Below are 17,343 nucleotides of genomic sequence, written 5' to 3'. Positions count from 1 at the left end.
CCACGCCGCCATTTCGCCGACTCATCCGCCCTTTGGGCACCTTCTCCCGGAGGGAGAAGGGAAGAGCAAAAAACAAGGCAATCGCATGAGCACGATGTCCCCCCTCCTGATCGAACTGGGCACCGAGGAACTCCCGGTCAAGGCGCTGCCCGGCCTGGCGCAGGCGTTCTTCGATGGCGTCATCGACGGCCTGGCCAAGCGCGGTGTCGCCTTCGAGCGCGGTGAAGCCAAACCGCTGTACACACCGCGCCGCCTTGCGGTGCGCCTGCCTGGCGTCGCGCTGGAGCAGCCGGAGCAGCGGTCGGAAGTGCTGGGCCCGTACCTCAACATCGCGCTGGACGCCGATGGCCAGCCGACCAAGGCGCTGCAGGGCTTTGCCGCCAAGGTCGGCATCGACTGGACGCAGCTGGAGAAGACCACCGACAACAAGGGCGAGCGCTTCGTGCACCGCGCGGTGAAGCCCGGTGCGAGCACCGCGGACCTGCTGCCGGAGATCCTGCGCGAGGCGATCGCCGCGATGCCGATCCCCAAGCCGATGCGCTGGGGCGACCACGACTACGGCTTCGCGCGCCCGGTGCACTGGCTGGTGTTGCTGCTGGGCAAGGACGTGGTGCCGGCGCAGCTGTTCGGCGCCACCGGCGACCGCATGAGCCGCGGGCATCGCTTCATGCACGACAAGCCGGTGTGGTTCAGCACGCCGGACGATTACGTCGAATCGCTGCGCGGCGCGAAGGTGCTGGTGGACCCGGACGAACGCCGCGAGCGCATCGTGCTGGAGGTGACCGATGCGGCGCGCGCCGCGGGCGGCGTCGCCCGCATCAATGACGGCATCCTTGAGGAGGTCAACGGCCTCACCGAATGGCCGAAGGCCGTGGCCTGCAGCTTCGAGCGCGAGTTCCTGGCCGTGCCGCAGGAAGCGCTGATTGCAACCATGGAAGCGAACCAGAAGTTCTTCCCCGTGCTCGACGCAGACGGCCGCCTGAGCGAGCACTTCATCGGCATCGCCAACATCGAATCGAAGGACGAGGCCGAGGTCCGCAAGGGCTACGAGCGCGTGATCCGCCCGCGTTTCGCCGACGCGAAGTTCTTCTTCGTCGAGGACATGAAGCAGGGCCTGGCCTCGATGAACGACGGCCTGGCGACGGTGAAGTACCAGGACAAGCTGGGCACCATCGCCGACAAGGTCGCGCGCGTGGCCGCGCTGGCCGAGTCGATCGCCGCGCAGGTGGGCGTGGACCCGCAGCAGGCGCGCCGCGCCGCCGAATTGTCGAAGGCCGACCTGCAGTCGCGACTGGTCGGCGAGTTCCCGGAACTGCAGGGCATCGCCGGCCGCTACTACGCCGCGGTTGAGAAGGAGCCGCTGGAGATCGCGCATGCGATCGACGAGGCCTACATGCCGCGCTTCGCGGGCGACGCGATCGCACCGTCGAAGCTGGGCCAGGTGCTGGCGATAGCCGAGCGCCTGGACACGCTGGCCGGCGGTTTTGCCGCGGGGTTGAAGCCCACCGGCAACAAGGACCCGTTCGCGCTGCGTCGCAATGCGCTGGGTCTGGCGCGCACGCTGCTGGAAGGCAACCACGACCTGCTATTGCATGAACTCATCGAGCGCGCCGTCGAACTGCAGCCTGCGAAGTCCACGGATGTCGGCAGCTTCGACGTCACCCAGTTCGTGTACGACCGCCTGCGCGGTTACTACGCCGACCGCGGTGTGGCCTCGGTGCAGTTCGATGCGGTGGAGAACGTCGCGCACGATTCGCTGCCCGATTTCGACCATCGCCTCAACGCCATCGCCAAGTTCGCCACGCTGCCGGAAGCGCAGGCGCTGGCCGCAGCCAACAAGCGCATCCGCAACATTCTGAAGAAGGTCGAGGGCGAAGTGCCTTCGCAGGTGGATCCGGCGCTGTTCGCCGAACCCGCCGAGCGCGAACTGGCCGACGCCGTCAACGCGGCCATCGCCGACACCGATCCGCTGCTGGCCTCGCGCGATTACGTGGCTGTGCTGGGCCGCCTTGCGCGGCTGCGTCCGCAGGTCGACGCGTTCTTCGACGGCGTGATGGTCAATGTCGACGATGCGGCCGTGCGCAACAATCGCCTGGCACTGCTCAAGCGCCTGTCGGACCGGTTGGGCAGCGTCGCGGCGATCGAGCATCTGTCGATCTAGAAGCAATCCCCCTGTGTCCCCCTTTTTCAAAGGGGGAGGAAGCAGGAGCAGACTGCACGGGCCCCTGTGTCCCCCTTTTTCAAAGGGGGAAGAAGCAGGAGCGGACTGCACGGCCCCTGCGTCTCCTCTTTCAAATGGGGAAGCAGAGGAGCGGCACTGCCACGGATGAAGTGTCGCCTCGCCGTGCAACGGCGTTGCTTCTGCTCCCCTCCCCAGCGGGGAGGGGTTGGGGGAGAGGAGAGCAAGCGCCAATAACGCGCCCCCATGCGGATACGCATCCGCCGAACCCATCAGTACAGCCACGCCGCAAGCGCTTGCCCCACGCCGCAGGAGAGAATTCCACGAGTTCTCTCTACACTCGCCATTAACCAGCCCCCTCGCGCCCGCCGGTTATCCTCCCCCGCATGCACACCCCCCTGCGCATCCTGGCCACCGCTGCGTTGTTTCTGGCCGCAGCCGGGTCGGCGCAGGCCGCGAAGGTCGCCAAGGTCAACATCCACGGTCTGGACGACACCAAGACCGCCAACGTGCGCAGCGCGCTGTCGCTGGTCGACACGATCGGGCAGGACGTGCCCGGACGACGCCTCGCCTATCTGATCCGCGAAGCCGAGGACGAAACGCGCGAGGCGCTCGAACCGTTCGGGTTCTACTCGCCGCAGATCAAGGTCGAACGCGAGGGCAACGGCCAGACCGGCGTGACCGTCACCATCACCGTGACGCTGGACGAACCGGTGCGCGTACGCCGCGCCGACATCGCCATCATCGGCGAAGGCAACGAAGACCGTTATCTGCGCGAGGACCTGGCGGCGTTCCGTCCGCAGACCGGCGACGTGTTCGAGCACGAGCTGTACGAAGCCAGCAAGACCCGGATCACGCGGCGGTTGGCCGAGCGCGGCTATTTCGATGCGGATTTCAGTTCGCGCCGCGTCGAAGTCACGCGCGCCGAGCGCGCGGCCGACATCGACCTGGTGTGGAACAGCGGCGGCCGCTACGACATGGGCCCGATCAACATCACCCAGACGCCGCACCAGATCATCCGCGGCAGCCTGCTCGACAAGCTGATCTATTGGGAACAGGGCAGTTACTACCACCAGGGCAAGCTCGACCGTTTCCGCGAATCGCTGGCGCGGCTGGACTACTTCTCCAGCATCGAGATCGAGCCATTGCCGGACCAGGCGGTGGACAACGAGGTTCCGGTCAACGTCACGCTGACGCCGGCCAAGCGCACCATCTACACCGCGGGCCTGAGCTACGGCACCGACAGCGGGCCCGGCGTGCGCCTGGGCATGGAGCGCCGCTACGTCAACGATCGCGGGCACAAGGCGCTGGGACAGATCGACTGGGCGTCCAAGCGCAAGACCGCCACCGCGCAATACCGCATTCCCGCGTTCGCGTGGCTCGACGGCTGGTACACCTTCAGCGCGCAGTACTACGACGAACAGACCGATTACATGGACACGCGCAAGGTCGAGGTCGTGGCCAGTCGCAGCGGCCAGCTCAGCCGACGCCTCAACGCGGTCGCGTCGCTGCATGCACTGCGCGAGCGCTGGGCGTACGCGGCCGACGACGACGGCGACGACAACACGCCCGTGGCGTATCAGTACGCGACGTTCCTGTATCCCGCGCTGCGCGGTGAGTACATCGATGCCGACGACCGCATCTTCCCGCGCCACGGCATCGGCGTGACGGTGGAGGTCCGCGGCGGCGTCGAAGGCGTGGGTTCGGACGCCAACTTCGCGCAGGCCTGGGGCGTGGCGCGCTGGTACCAGGGCATCGGCGACCGCAATCGCCTGATCCTGCGCGCCGAGGCCGGCGGCACCTTCACCAACGCGCTGGTGAACATGCCGCCCAGCCTGCGCTTCTTCGCCGGCGGCGACCGCAGCATCCGCGGCTACGCGTTCCGCGAAGTCGGCCCCAGCACCATCGGCAGCGACGGCAAGAAGTACGCGCTGGGCGCGAAGAACGTGCTGACCGGTTCGGCTGAGTTCGAGCACTACTTCAACGACACCTGGGGCGCTGCGGTGTTCGTCGACGCGGGCGACGCGTTCGACGACACGCCCGACATCCACACCGGCGTCGGCTTCGGCGTACGCTGGCGCTCGCCGGTGGGGCCTGTGCGCGTGGACATCGCGCACGGTCTGAAGGATCCCGACTCGGATTACGAGATCTACCTGAACATCGGCGCAGACTGGTGAGCCACGCATGAGCCGGACGCCTTCCAACGCCAGCGCTTCGCCCGATCCGCACGAACAGCGGATCCGCGAACTGCGCCAGCGGCGTTTCGCTCGCCTGCGCTGGCTGGCGATCCGCGCGGGCATCGTGTCGGTGGCGCTGGCGCTGCTGGCCGGCGTGTTCGTGTATTGGCTGCTGACCAGCATCGGCGGCCGCGACCTGCTGCTGGCGCAGATCGTCGCGCGCCTGCCGGAAAACGCGACGCTGTCGTGGCGCACGGTCGAAGGCCCGCTGTCGGGGCCGCTCACGCTCAACGGCGTGCGCTTCACTTACGAGCGCATCGTGTTCACCGCCGATCGCGTGCACATCGATCCGGCGCTCCGCCCGCTGATCCGCCGTCGCCTGCGGCTGGATGCATTGCAGATCGCCAACGCGAAGCTCGAGATTCCCGCGAGCGACGAACCGTTCGAACTGCCGCGCTGGCCCGAGGTGCTGCCGGAAATCGCACCGCCGCTGGAGCTGCAGGCCGACGACGTGCGCGTGGATGGCTTCCTGCTCACGCAGGGCGGCGAGAAGCTCATCGACGTGCGCACGCTGCGCGGCGGGCTGGATGCGCGGCAGGGACAACTGCACGTGGAGCGGCTGTTCGTCGACAGCGACCGCGGGCGCTTCCTCGTGCACGGCGATTACGTGCCGCGCGAGGACTACCGCATGGACCTCACCGCGAGCGCCGTGCTGCCGGCCGCCGAAGGTCGCACGCCAGCGCGCATCGGCCTGGTCGCGCGCGGCGACCTGTCGCGCATGGACCTCGCGCTGGCCGGCCACACGCCTTCGCCGCTGCGCGCCGGCATCGTGCTGCGCGGACGCGAGCAGCCGCGCTGGCGCGTGGATGCCGACGCCGAGGGCCTCGACATCGGCCTGCTCACCGGCGCCGAAGCCAGCGACGAGGACCAGCCGCTGGTCTTCAGCGTCAGTGCCGATGGCGTGGGCGGCGCGGCCGACCTGCGCGGCGAGTTCCGCCAGGGCGACCTGGTCGCGACCGTGCTGCCGTCGAAGGTGCGCCTGGAGAACCAGGTGCTGGACGTGCAACCGCTGGCGCTGCGCATCTTCGGCGGCGAGGCCATGCTGCGCGGCACGGCCGACTTCAAGGATCCGCAGAACGCGCGCTTCCGCTTCGCCGCCAACGCGCGCGGCCTCACCTTCGGTGGCGAAACCACCGTCGCCGCCGCGCCGGCCGCGAATCCGCCGGCCAGCGTCAGCGCCGGCAAGCTGCAGCGCGCGACGACGCAGGCACCGGCCTCCACGGCGCAGACGCAGCCAGTGACGATCGGCGTGGATGCCGCGCTGGGGTTTGCCGGCACGATGCAATCGTGGGCGGCCATCGGCAACGCCACGCTGAGCCGCGACAACCAGCAGGCGACGGTGCAGTTCGATGGGCGCGGCAACGACGAGCGCATGGTGCTGAAGGCGCTGCAGGCGCGCATGCCCAGCGGCACGCTGGATGGCACCGGCACGGTCGCGTGGGCGCCCGCGCTGGGCTGGGACATCGATGCCACGCTCGCCGGCTTCGATCCGGGGTATTTCGCGCCCGACTGGAAGGGCACGGTCAACGGCCGACTGAGCACGCAGGGCAGCACGCGCAGCGACGGCGGACTGGAGATCGCCGCCACCGCGGACAACCTCGGCGGACGCCTTCGCAACCGTCCGCTCGGAGGCAACGCGCGTTTCGCGATGCACGGCGCCGGCACCGCCGGCGGCGAGACCGCGTACGAGGGCGACGTCGCGCTTACGCTCGGCAGCAGCCGCATCGACGCGACGGGCAAGATCGCTGCGGCGCTGGACGTGGACGCGAAGTTCTCGCCGCTGGTGCTGAGCGACCTGCTGCCCGGCGGCGCCGGCACGCTGCGCGGCACTCTGCAGATTCGCGGACCGCGCACCGCGCCCGACATCACCGCCGACCTCACCGGCAGCGGACTGAAGTTCGGTGAGTACGCAGCAGATTCGCTCACCGCGAAGGGCCGGCTGCCGTGGAACCGCGGCAACGGCGAGATCGCCGTGCGCGCGAGCGGATTGCAGGTCGGCATTCCGCTGTCGTCGATCAGCCTGGACGCGCGTGGCTCGGTCGAAGCGGTGCAGGTGCAGGGCGAAGCGCGCGGCGACATCGGTACGCTGTCGCTGGCCGGCAATGCCACCAAGCGCGGCGCGACCTGGCAGGGCGCGCTGGCCGCGCTGCAACTGGTGCCGGCGCGCGGCGCGTCGTGGCGGCTGCAGCAACCCGCACGTTTCAGCTGGGACGGTCGCAACGGCTCGCTCAGCAACGCCTGCCTGGCATCCAGTGGCGGTGGGTCGCTGTGCGCCAGCGCCGACTGGCCGCGGCGCGGCCTCGCAGCGCGCGGCGAGGCGCTGCCGCTGAGCCTGATCGTTCCCTACCTGCCCGAGCGCGAGGGCGACCGCCCGTGGCTGCTGCGCGGCGATATCTCATTCGAAGGCCAGATGCGTCCGGTCGGCAATGCGTGGCGCGGCCAGCTCAACCTACGCTCGTCGGGCGGCGGCCTGAAGAACAGCGAACGCTCGCGCCGCGAAGTGCTCAGCTACGACAACCTGGTGCTCGACGCGACGTTCGATCCGCGCCGCATCAACGCCGAACTCGACACTGCGTTCAACAGCGGCGGCCGCATCCAGGCGCGCATCACCACCGGCTGGGACGATTACGCGCCGCTGGCCGGCGAGCTGTCGGTCAACACGTCCGAACTGGTGTGGCTGGAGCTGTTCTCGCCCGACATCATGGAGCCCAAGGGCCGGCTGGACGCGCGCATCACACTGGCCGGCACGCGTGCGCGCCCGCAGCTGGGCGGGCAGGCACGCCTGAGCGACTTCACCACCGAGATTCCGTCGCTCGCCATCGTGCTGGAGGACGGCGACGTGCGCCTGGATGCGCTGCCCGATGGCACCGCACGCATCGACGGCCAGGTGCGCTCCGGCGAAGGCACGCTCAACGTCGACGGCTCGCTCAACTGGCAGAACACCGACGCGCCGCTGCTGCTGACGCTGACCGGCCAGAACGTCACCGTCTCCGACACGCGCGACCTGCATGCCATCGCCAGTCCCGACGTGCAGGTGCGCTATGCCGCCGGCCAGCCGATCACCGTGACCGGCACGGTCACCGTGCCGTCGGCACGCATCGATCTGGAGCGCCTGGACCAGGGTGTCTCCACCTCGCCCGACGTGGTGGTGCTGGATCCCGAAGACCCCGAGGAAAGCGGCGCCTCGCCGCTCGACCTGGACCTGACCCTGGCGCTGGGCGACGACGTTCGTCTCAACGGCTTCGGGCTGGAGGGCACGCTGGGCGGACGCATGCGCGTGCGTTCGCACCCCGGCCGCGAAATGACCGCCAGCGGACAGCTGCAGGTCGCCGGTCGGTACAAGGCCTACGGACAGGAACTCAACATCACGCGCGGCGAGCTGTCGTGGTCCGGCGGGCCGGTGTCCGATCCGATCCTCAACGTCCGTGCCGAACGCGTGGTCGGCGACGTTACGGCAGGCGTCGACATCCGCGGTCGCGCCAGCGCGCCTACCGCGAATGTCTGGTCCGACCCCGCCAGCTCACAGTCCGAGGCGCTGGCTTACCTGACCCTCGGCCGTCCGCTCGCCAGCGCCAGCGGCGACGAAAGCCGCCAGATCAATGCGGCGAGCGCGGCCCTGTCGGCCGGCGGCAGCCTGATCGCCTCGCAGCTGGGCGCCAAGCTGGGCCTGGACGACGCGGGTGTCAGCGAAAGCCGCGCACTCGGCGGCAGCGTGCTGGGCGTCGGCAAGCACCTCTCGCCGAAGCTGTACGTGGGCTACGGCGTGTCGCTGCTCGGCACCGGCCAGGTGCTGATGCTCAAATACCTGCTGCGCAAGGGCTTCGACGTGCAGATCGAATCGAGCACGGTGGAGAACCGCGCGTCGATCAACTGGCGGCGGGAGAAGTGACCGCGTGTGGCGGAGCGTGCAGGCTCTCGCCGTTGCGTGGCCCGCGCTCCTGTTGTCTGGCTGCTTCGCCATCGAAGCGGCGGTGGAGCCGCGCGCGTCGGCGCTGATGCAAGTACCCGCTCAGGCCACGATAACGAACGTGTTCGACTGCACGCAGGCCAGCATCCCTGCGCGCGGGCGAGGCTGGTTCGATCCGCGCGTGACCCGCATCGACCGCGAGCGCGGCGTGATCGAGACCGGCAACTATTCACACGCGAACATCGTCGGGCTGCGCACCCGGGTTGTGTTCGTGCCGGAAGCGCAACTGATCTTCCTGCGGCTCAAGGCGGCGGCCTCTATTACACCGACCTCGGTGTCGACCAGGCGGCACTGGACCTGCAGCGCCGAGTCGGCGATTGTCTTGCCGCGTCAGCCGAGCAGGGGAAAAAAGCGATGATCCAGGACGGCAAACCACAAGCCCTCTACAGCGCCTGCCCGCTAGGCGTCGAGTCGCACGGACGTGCAGGCTTGCGGCATTGAGGTCGGGTGGCTGGCCGGGCGAGGCCGCTCGTCGCTGATGCGCTGGACCCACAACATATCCGCCCGCCAGCCGTATCGCTGGCATCGACACAAGGGACGCTGGTGAACATGTACGTACTGCAGACCGAACGCCTCGCGCTGCGCGAGATGGTGCCTTCCGATGCCCCGTTCATCGTCGAAATGCTCACCAATCCGGCATTCCTGGCGAACATCGGCGACCGTGGCGTGCACGATCTCGATACCGCCGCGGCGTACATCGGGAAGTGGCGCGCTACGTACGAGCGCGACGGCTTCGGCCTGTGGGTGATCGAACTGCGCGAGACCGGCGAGCTCATCGGCCAGTGTGGCCTGGTGAGGCGCGACACGCTGCCCGGTCCGGACATCGGCTATGCACTGCTGCCGCGATACTGGTCCAAGGGCTATGCGGTAGAGGCGTGCACCGCGGTGCGCGACTATGCGATGCAGCACCTGGGGCTGGGCGAGCTGCTGGCGATCGTGTCGCCCGGCAATGCCGCCTCGGTGAAGGTGCTCGAGCGCATCGGCCTGCAGTTCCGCCGTAACGTGCAGCTCGGCGACGATTCCAAGGACCTGCTGCTCTATTCGCTCAACGGTTGATTGCGCTGCGGCGCCGTCGCTCAGTCGTCGGCGTTCGCGATCCGCACGTCCGCGAACCACACCTGCTCCCAGCGCTCGCGCTTCGCATCGGCCTGCAGCCGTTGCGGCGATGCCGTCTGCTCCGTCGCAAACGGCACGTCGTGCTCCGCATCGTGTTCCACCGCACGCACGTTGATGGCTGCGTGCAGTCGTCCGTCGATTTCGCACGCCACCAGCACGAGCACCGCACACTGCGGACACGCGATGAACTCCGCCTGTCCCGAACCCTGCCGGTAGCGGACGACGTCGCCGCGCGTTCGCACGATCAACGCTCCCTGCCGGTCCGACAGCCACGCGGCGCCGTGCTTGCGGCAGAAGCTGCAATCGCAGGCCCGTGGCGCGTAATCGGATGTGGCGCGCGTCAGGCGTGCCTCGAAGGTCAGGTAGCCGCAGTGGCAACCGCCGTGCAACGTGGCGCCGCTCATGGCGATTTCCGGAATCGCGCACCCGACAACTGCGGGCGCTGGTCGATCACGTCGGTCCACACCACGTGGGCCACGCCATCGGCCAGTGCGAGCCGGGCGAAGCCGGTGCCGCGCCCCCGGCCTTGCAACTTCGCGACTTCATGCCGCTGCAGTTCGCGCGACAGGTCCGAAGAGAAGCGCGCAAGCCACAGCGCCTGCCCCTGCGCGTCTTCGCGAAGCCACAGCACCCACGCAGCGTCGGCATCGAGCGCCACGTCCACGCGACCCTGCACGTGCTGGCCACGGTCCAGTTCCAGCGGTGCGGCGAAGTGATCGCCACCGTCCGTGCTGCGTGCCAGCTTCAGCTGTGGCTCGCCACCGGCCGCGGTGTACCAGCCAACGAGGGCCTCGCGACCGCGCGCGGCAACGGCCGGTCCGTTGACCGGGCACGCCGGCATCTTCCACTCATCTGCATGCACGCGACGGCCGGCCGACGCATCGTTGAACCGCAGCGCCACGATGTCGCGGATTTCCTCCGGCGTACGGTCGCGATACACCAACAGCGGGCCGTCCGCGGTGAGTGCGACGTCGGTCTGGCAGCAGTCGCAGGTCATCGCATCGCGTTCGCGCTCCCCGTGACGCTGCAACGCGGCGTCGAACACTGCCGTGCGCAGCGTCATCGCGGCCATGGCATGCCCGGCGCCTGCCGGAGCGTGCCCGCCATGTCCGTCATGCCCGCCGGCACTGTTGCGTCCGTCGAGCCAGGCCACGCCGAGGCGATCGTGCGCTGCCGACCACAGCGACACGAATCCGTGTTCGGTGGGCGTGCCGTCGTCGTTCACCGGCATCGGCTTCGACCAGGTCGCGCCGTCGTCGGTGGAACGCGACAGCACCACGTCGTAGGCGTACTTGGCCTGGGCCGACTTGCGCAGCCAGTGCGCCCACAGCGCGCCGTCGGCCGTCTGCGCGATGTGCGGCGTATCGGCCCAGTTGACGAACCAGTCGTCGCCGCGCGCGACCTCGCGCACGCCGTTCCAGTGGCCGCCAACGTAGCGTGCGAGCTTCAACGCATGCGCCTCGTCCTGCGGTTCGATCCACGACAGCAGCAGGCTGCCATCCGGTGCGCGCACCAGGTCCGGCTGCGCCGCCGCGACGCTGACGGGCAACGTCCAGTCCTCGCGCTGGTACTGCGCGGCGGGCTTGACCGTCGATGCGGGGGGCGTGGCCGTTGGCGGCGGCGTATCGCCGCAGCCGGACACCAGGGCGACGACGAGCGCGAGCGGAAGGAGTCGGGTCATGCGGCGAAGCGTACGCCACGCCATGTCGGCTCCGGGTGCGGCAATGTGCCGCACCGCCGGTTTCGCCGAGAAGACGTCGCGCGTCGGACGGTTCGGGTAACCGTCCGCGCGACTCAGGCGACGCGGCTGCGCCGGGCGCGGGTCAGGTGCACCAGCAGCAGCGAGATCGCCGCCGGCGTCATGCCGGGAATGCGCTGCGCCTGGCCCACGGTCTGCGGCCGCACGCGTTCGAGCTTCTGCTGCACTTCGGCCGACAGCCCACGCACGGCGGCATAGTCGAAATCGCCCGGGATCGGCGTGCTCTCGTGGCGCTGCTGGCGCGCGATCTCTTCGCGCTGGCGGTCCAGGTAGCCGGCGTACTTCACGCCGATCTCCACCTGCTCGGCCACTTCCGCATCGTCCACCGCGGGACCGAGCGCCGGCACCTCCATCAGCTTCGCGTAATCGAGCTCCGGACGCTTGAGCAGGTCCAGTGCGCTGGTTTCGCGGCTGATCTCGATGCCCAGCACGTCCATCGCCTCGCGGCCCAGCGCGTTGTTAGGCGCGGCCCAGATGGCACCCAGCCGCGTGTTCTCGCGGGCGATGGCCTCGCGCTTGGCTTCGAGACGGGCGAAGCGCACGTCGTCGACCAGACCGAGTTCGCGACCGATCGGCGTAAGGCGCAGGTCGGCGTTGTCCTCGCGCAGCTGCAGACGGTATTCGGCACGCGAGGTGAACATGCGGTACGGCTCGGACGTGCCGTGGGTGATCAGGTCGTCTACCAGCACGCCCAGGTAGGCCTCGTCGCGGCGCGGGCTCCAGCCTTCGACGCCCTGCACGAAGCGCGCGGCGTTCACGCCGGCCAGCAGGCCCTGCGCGGCGGCCTCTTCGTAGCCGGTGGTGCCGTTGATCTGGCCGGCGAAGAACAGGCCGGCAATGGCCTTGGTCTCCAGCGTGGACTTCAGCCCGCGCGGATCGAAGAAGTCGTACTCGATGGCGTAACCCGGGCGCGTGATGTGCGCCTGCTCGAAGCCGCGGATCGAGCGCACCAGTTCCAGTTGCACGTCGAACGGCAGCGAGGTCGAGATGCCATTGGGGTAGATCTCGGCGACGGTGAGCCCTTCGGGTTCAACGAAGATCTGGTGGCTGGCCTTCTCGGCGAAGCGCACCACCTTGTCCTCGATGGACGGGCAGTAGCGCGGGCCGATGCCCTCGATCTGGCCGGTGTACAGCGGGCTGCGGTCGAGCGCGCCGCGGATGATCTCGTGCGTGCGCTCGGAGGTGTGGGTGATCCAGCACGACACCTGGCGCGGATGGTCGGCCGTGGTGCCCATGAAGGACATCACCGGGCGCGGATCGTCGCCGGGCTGCTCCTCCATCACCGAGTAGTCCAGCGTGCGGCCGTCGATGCGCGGCGGCGTACCGGTCTTCAGGCGATCGACCACGAAGGGGCCTTCGCGCAACCGCTGCGCCAGCGCGACCGCGGGCGGGTCGCCGGCGCGGCCAGCCGCATAGGTGGTCTGTCCGACGTGCACCTTGCCCGCCAGGAACGTCCCGGCGGTCAGCACCACGGCCGGCGCCTCGAAGCGCAGCCCGGTCTGGGTGACCACGCCGGTCACGTGGCCGTCGTCGAACACGATGTCGTCGACCGCCGCCTGGAACAGCGTGAGGTTCGGCTGGTTTTCGACGGCGTGCCGGATGAAGGCGCGATACAGCGCGCGGTCGGCCTGGCAGCGGGTGGCGCGCACGGCCGGGCCCTTGCTGGCGTTGAGGCGGCGCCACTGGATGCCGGCGGCATCGGCGGCATGCGCCATCACGCCGCCCAGGGCGTCGATCTCCTTGACCAGGTGGCCCTTGCCGATGCCGCCGATGGCCGGGTTGCAGCTCATGGCGCCGACGGTTTCGACGCTGTGGGTCAGCAGCAGCGTGCGCGCACCCGCGCGGGCGGCGGCAAGCGCGGCTTCGGTGCCGGCGTGGCCGCCGCCGACCACGATGACGTCGTACTGGTAGAAGTTCTGGCTCATGGTTGCTGCTGTCGGATCGGGGGCTTCGCGCCCGCGCGCGAATTCTAGGTCAGTGCGCCCACCGGCGCCGGCCAGGATGAACGCCAGGTGAAAGTTGGCACGGTTCCTGCGACATATTCCCTGCACCCAGCGGGGCAGGCGCTCGACGCCGGCCGGAATTGGAACAGGGGCTGGCCAAGCGCTCGCGGGGGAAGCCGGGGGGCCGAATGTCGGGGGACGTTCGGCCCCCTTTTTATTTGCGCGGCAGATGCCGCAAATACGAAAGGCGCCGTTTCCGGCGCCTTTCGTATTTTTGACCCAGGCGCTGGCCGGGGCCTTAGGGGCGCCGACGCCCGATGGGGACGGAACAGGGGGGATCCGTGGTTCCTCATCGGGCGCCGACATGGAGAGTCTTCTGTCAGCGGATTACGTCCAAAAGCGACGTAATCGGTCAATGAAGGCAGATTGCCGTCAGTCGGCTTTGGACGCAAGAGGCAAAGTGTGACCGCGCCCGGAGCTTGCGACCGACGGTCACCGCTCCTGGGTCCGGACCTTTCCCGAGCCCGGCCGCGGCTGGTACGAACGGCCCGGCGCCGGACGCGGCTCGCCGCTGGCCCGCGGTGCCTGCTGGATCTGGCGCGGGGCCGGCATCGAGCTGCGCGGCATCGCGCCGTTGGACGGCGGCCGATTCTGGCTCTGCTCGACCCGACGGCGGATGTCCTCGACGCCGGTCCAGGGACCGTTGCCCCGGCCGCCGCCGTCATGGCGCGGCTTGCCCGGACGATAGTCGGGGCGATAGTCCGGGTGGCGGTCGTAGCGGTACGGATAGCGGTAGTACGGATAGCGCGGATAGCTGTAGTACGGATAGCCGTACCAGCCGTAGCGAGACGGATAGCCATAACGGTACGGGTAGCCGTAGTAGCCCGGATAGCCGTAGCCATAGCCGCCGTAGTAGCGGTACTCGACGCTCGGCTGGCCGTAGTAGTAGTCGCCGCTGCCGCCATGGCCGCGGTAGGTGTAACCCGTCACGCAGCCGGCCAGCAGGGTGGCGGCGAGCGCGGGCAGCAGAAGTTTGCGAAGCATGGCCGGTCCCCCCGGGATGATGGTGCCAGCATCCGGCCGGCGCTTTGAACTCGCCCTTAATTGTTCCTGCCCTCGCGCCTGGGCATTGCGGGCGTTCAGTCGCGACGCGGTCGCCTTCGCGCGCATTGTGGTGCGCGGGATGCGATGCCAGCATGCCACGCCGTCCGCATCGAGCCTGCCCATGAACCTGCACCGCGCTTCCGACCATTGGCGACTGGGGCTGCTGCTGTCGCTGATCACCGCCGCCTGCTGGGCGACGCTGCCGATCGCGCTGAAGCTGGTGCTGCAGGAGCTGGATCCGATCACGCTGACTTGGTTCCGCTTCATCGTCGCGGCGGTGTTCACCGGCTCGTGGCTCGGATGGCGCGGGCGTCTGGGCGGCTACCGCGCACTGGACGGACGCAACTGGGCGATGCTCGGCGTGGCCGCGCTGATGCTGGTGGGCAACTACGTCTTCTATCTGCTGGGCGTGCAGCACACCACGCCGGCCAACGCGCAGCTGCTGATCCAGCTGGCCCCGCTGCTGATGGCGCTGGGCGGCATCTGGGTGTTCGGCGAGCGCTTCCGCGTGGCGCAATGGCTGGGCCTGACGCTGCTGGCCGCGGGCATGGGCCTGTTCTTCTACGACCAGCTGGCCGCCAGCGCACGCGCTCCAGGCTATGTGCTGGGATCGTCGCTGGTGATCGTCGGCGCGGTGGTGTGGGCGATCTACGCGCTGCTGCAGAAGCAGCTGCTCGTGCGCCTGGGGTCGATGCAGATCCTGTGCTTCATCTACGTGGTGGCCAGCATCGTGCTGTTGCCGTTCTCCGATCCGTCGGCCCTGCTGCGGCTGGACGCGCTGCACTGGGCACTGCTGGCGTACTGCGCGTTCAACACCATCGGTGCGTACGGCGCGTTCGCCGAAGCCCTCGCCCATTGGGAGGCCTCGCGCGTGTCGGCGATCCTGGCCACCACGCCGCTGCTGTGCATCGTGGCCGCCTGGGCGGTGCATGCGCTGTGGCCACAGTGGCTGGCGCCGGAACGCATCGCGCCGATCGGCTGGATCGGCGCCGCGCTGGTCGTGGCCGGGTCCGCGGCCGTCAGCCTGCTCAACCGCCGCCGCTAGGCCTACCATCGACGCATGAACGACACCGCCCGGACCGCTGCTTCCATCCTGCCCACGTTCGACGACGTACTCGCCGCCGCCGCGCGCATCGCGCCGCACGCGCACGTCACGCCGGTGCTGCACTCGCGCAGCATCGACGAACTGGCCGGGTGCGAGCTGCACTTCAAGGCCGAGCACCTGCAGCGCGCGGGCGCGTTCAAGTTCCGCGGCGCGTGCAACGCGATCTGGTCGCTCAGCGACGAACAGGCCGCGCGCGGCGTGGTCACGCATTCCTCCGGCAATCACGGCGCCGCGCTGGCGCTGGCAGCCCGGACCCGCGGCATCGCCTGCCACGTCGTCGTGCCGGAAGGCGCGGTGGCCGCGAAGCTGGCCTCCATCCAGGCCTTCGGTGCGACCCTGCTGCGGTGCGCGCCGACCATCGCCGCGCGCGAGGAACGCTGCGCACAGCTGCAGGCCGAAACCGGCGCCGAGCTGGTCCATCCCTACACCGATCCGCGCGTGATCGCGGGTCAGGGTACCGCCGCGCTGGAACTGCTGAACAGCGAGGCGCGCTTCGATGCGCTGGTCGTGCCGGTGGGCGGCGGCGGCCTGGCCGCGGGTACGGCGCTCAGCGTTGCAGCGCGTTCGCCTTCCACGCGCCTGTTCCTCGCCGAGCCCAGCGGCGCGGCCGAAACCTGGGCGTCCATGCAGACGGGCGAACGCGTCACCGAGTTCACCCCCGACACCATCTGCGACGGCCTGCGCGGCACGCTGGGTGCACCGAACTTCACGATGCTGCGTTCGCACCACGCGCAGGTGCTGAAGGTCGACGACGCCGACACGGTGGCCGCGATGCGCCTGTTCTGGCAGCGCGCCAAGCAGGTGATCGAGCCTTCCTCGGCGGTCGCGCTGGCGGCCGTGCTGACCCATCGCGAGCACTTCGCCGGCCAGCGCGTGGGCATCGTCCTGTCCGGCGGCAACGTCGATCCGGACGCCCTGCCGCAGCTGTTCGCGCGCGGCTGATCCGCACGTAAAGCCGCACCGTCCGCTCATCGGCGCACGCCATTGCTTTTTTGCGGAACCTGCACGCAAACTCCTTTGCCGATTCTGGCGTGAGCCGACGACGACAGCCGTACCGCCGAGAGGGCGGACGGACGGGTGGGGACCCGGGATGTCGTGTTCATCGGTTGCGCCCAGGCGGCGGACATCGCGAAGGACACGCAGGCCATACGGGGAGGTGGCTGATGGTGGATGTTGAGTTCCGGGTGGTCTCCGACCGCCGCGAAGGACTGTTGCTGGCTCTCGGCCAGGCGATCATCGCCAACGGCTTCACCTTGCTGCGCCAGCGCATGACGACGGCCCAGGAAGGCGTGGTGCTGACCATGCTGGTGCGCGGCCCTCAGGCGAGCCTGCTGCCGCTGGAGGAATGCCTGGGCACGCATCCGCTGGTGCGCAGCTTCGAGGCGAGCCAGCCCGGCGCGCCGACCGCGGCCGTCGAGGCGCCACCGGAAGTGCCCGGGCCGTCCTCGCCCACGCGCACCAATACGCTGCCGACCGTTGCCGATTCGCGCCGCATCGAGGCGTTGCTGCCGCAACTGGCGCGCGACTATCCCAACATCTTCATCCCGCTGCTCGCGCTGGAGCGCGAACTCGATGCCGAACAGCGCGAACCCGCGCTGCGCTACATCGGCCAGCGCGTGGGTGCGTGGGTGTACAAGCGCGACTTCGCGCTGGGCGGGCACCTGACGCTGGCCGACGCGATCCGCCACATCGGGCTGCCTGCGCTGCGCCAGCTCGTGCAGGCGGAAATGCACGAAGACCACCTGCATGTGCGCAACAGCCCCTTCCCGCATCGCGGCCAGCACGGCGCGTGCTGCCACTTCCTGCGCGGCATGCTCGGCGGCCTGCTGGGCGGCCCGCATGGGACGGAAGGCCTCCACGTCATCGAACGCCAATGCCGCAACACCGGAGCGGAGATCTGCAGTTTCGAATTCAGCGCCTGAGTCCCACGCCA

Annotated in this window: 11 protein-coding genes and 1 pseudogene; 8 read left to right on the top strand and 4 right to left on the bottom strand. The window is 69.3% G+C overall.

Annotation, left to right across the window (positions count from 1 at the left end; genetic code table 11):
* Window positions 1-85 precede the first annotated feature (85 nt).
* The 5 genes from glyS (at window position 86) to VFE83_RS10630 (ending at window position 9,439) form a co-directional block, all read left to right on the top strand.
* Complete coding sequence (glyS, locus tag VFE83_RS10650; RefSeq protein ID WP_324905881.1) at window positions 86-2,161, top strand: glycine--tRNA ligase subunit beta; 2,076 nt, start codon at window positions 86-88, stop codon at window positions 2,159-2,161.
* 404 nt (window positions 2,162-2,565) lie between these two features.
* Entirely contained in the window at window positions 2,566-4,356 is a 1,791-nt protein-coding gene (locus VFE83_RS10645) for an autotransporter assembly complex family protein (RefSeq protein ID WP_324905879.1), read from the top strand.
* Between the two features lie 7 nt (window positions 4,357-4,363).
* Complete coding sequence (locus VFE83_RS10640; protein ID WP_324905877.1) at window positions 4,364-8,305, top strand: translocation/assembly module TamB domain-containing protein; 3,942 nt, start codon at window positions 4,364-4,366, stop codon at window positions 8,303-8,305.
* 16 nt (window positions 8,306-8,321) lie between these two features.
* Window positions 8,322-8,741, top strand: coding sequence for a hypothetical protein (locus VFE83_RS10635; protein ID WP_324905875.1), 420 nt, complete (start codon window positions 8,322-8,324; stop codon window positions 8,739-8,741).
* 191 nt (window positions 8,742-8,932) lie between these two features.
* Complete coding sequence (locus VFE83_RS10630; protein ID WP_324905957.1) at window positions 8,933-9,439, top strand: GNAT family N-acetyltransferase; 507 nt, start codon at window positions 8,933-8,935, stop codon at window positions 9,437-9,439.
* Window positions 9,440-9,459: 20 nt separating this feature from the next.
* Here VFE83_RS10630 and VFE83_RS10625 read toward each other — a convergent pair whose 3' ends face one another.
* From VFE83_RS10625 to VFE83_RS10610, 4 genes and pseudogenes are all read right to left on the bottom strand, one after another.
* On the bottom strand, window positions 9,460-9,903 hold the full coding sequence (locus VFE83_RS10625) for an aldehyde-activating protein (protein WP_324905874.1): 444 nt from the start codon (window positions 9,901-9,903) through the stop codon (window positions 9,460-9,462).
* Window positions 9,900-11,180, bottom strand: a complete 1,281-nt coding sequence (locus VFE83_RS10620; protein ID WP_324905872.1) for a sialidase family protein — start codon at window positions 11,178-11,180, stop codon at window positions 9,900-9,902. The genes VFE83_RS10625 and VFE83_RS10620 overlap by 4 nt, the downstream gene beginning before the upstream one ends.
* Before the next feature lie 197 nt (window positions 11,181-11,377).
* Window positions 11,378-13,183 (bottom strand): annotated as a pseudogene (gene mnmG / locus VFE83_RS10615) (tRNA uridine-5-carboxymethylaminomethyl(34) synthesis enzyme MnmG); the annotation flags it as partial.
* A 510-nt stretch (window positions 13,184-13,693) separates the two neighbouring features.
* Window positions 13,694-14,245: a hypothetical protein gene (locus tag VFE83_RS10610; protein WP_324905868.1), complete on the bottom strand. Its 552-nt coding sequence runs from the start codon at window positions 14,243-14,245 to the stop codon at window positions 13,694-13,696.
* 181 nt (window positions 14,246-14,426) lie between these two features.
* Between VFE83_RS10610 and VFE83_RS10605 the strand changes: the two genes are divergently transcribed.
* The 3 genes from VFE83_RS10605 to VFE83_RS10595 all read left to right on the top strand — a co-directional run bounded on the left by VFE83_RS10605 (window position 14,427) and on the right by VFE83_RS10595 (window position 17,332).
* Window positions 14,427-15,350 carry a DMT family transporter gene (locus tag VFE83_RS10605; protein ID WP_324905866.1) on the top strand — a complete coding sequence of 308 codons (924 nt, stop codon included), beginning with the start codon at window positions 14,427-14,429 and terminating at the stop codon, window positions 15,348-15,350.
* A gap of 15 nt (window positions 15,351-15,365) precedes the next feature.
* The gene (locus VFE83_RS10600; RefSeq protein WP_324905864.1) at window positions 15,366-16,352 is read left to right on the top strand and encodes a pyridoxal-phosphate dependent enzyme; all 987 of its coding nucleotides are present in this window, start codon (window positions 15,366-15,368) and stop codon (window positions 16,350-16,352) included.
* A 221-nt stretch (window positions 16,353-16,573) separates the two neighbouring features.
* Entirely contained in the window at window positions 16,574-17,332 is a 759-nt protein-coding gene (locus tag VFE83_RS10595) for a hypothetical protein (protein WP_324905862.1), read from the top strand.
* Window positions 17,333-17,343: the final 11 nt, after the last annotated feature.

The sequence above is a fragment of the Lysobacter sp. genome, assembly GCF_035655815.1.
Lineage (GTDB): Bacteria > Pseudomonadota > Gammaproteobacteria > Xanthomonadales > Xanthomonadaceae > Lysobacter_J.
This window is presented reverse-complemented; position numbering and strand designations above follow the sequence as displayed.

Coding starts and splice junctions, on each gene's coding strand:
- glyS (WP_324905881.1), top strand. CDS start 86: ATGAGCACGATGTCCCCCCTCCTGATCGAACTGGGCACCGAGGAACTC.
- VFE83_RS10645 (WP_324905879.1), top strand. CDS start 2,566: ATGCACACCCCCCTGCGCATCCTGGCCACCGCTGCGTTGTTTCTGGCC.
- VFE83_RS10640 (WP_324905877.1), top strand. CDS start 4,364: ATGAGCCGGACGCCTTCCAACGCCAGCGCTTCGCCCGATCCGCACGAA.
- VFE83_RS10630 (WP_324905957.1), top strand. CDS start 8,933: ATGTACGTACTGCAGACCGAACGCCTCGCGCTGCGCGAGATGGTGCCT.
- VFE83_RS10625 (WP_324905874.1), bottom strand. CDS start 9,903: ATGAGCGGCGCCACGTTGCACGGCGGTTGCCACTGCGGCTACCTGACC.
- VFE83_RS10620 (WP_324905872.1), bottom strand. CDS start 11,180: ATGACCCGACTCCTTCCGCTCGCGCTCGTCGTCGCCCTGGTGTCCGGC.
- VFE83_RS10610 (WP_324905868.1), bottom strand. CDS start 14,245: ATGCTTCGCAAACTTCTGCTGCCCGCGCTCGCCGCCACCCTGCTGGCC.
- VFE83_RS10605 (WP_324905866.1), top strand. CDS start 14,427: ATGAACCTGCACCGCGCTTCCGACCATTGGCGACTGGGGCTGCTGCTG.
- VFE83_RS10600 (WP_324905864.1), top strand. CDS start 15,366: ATGAACGACACCGCCCGGACCGCTGCTTCCATCCTGCCCACGTTCGAC.
- VFE83_RS10595 (WP_324905862.1), top strand. CDS start 16,574: ATGGTGGATGTTGAGTTCCGGGTGGTCTCCGACCGCCGCGAAGGACTG.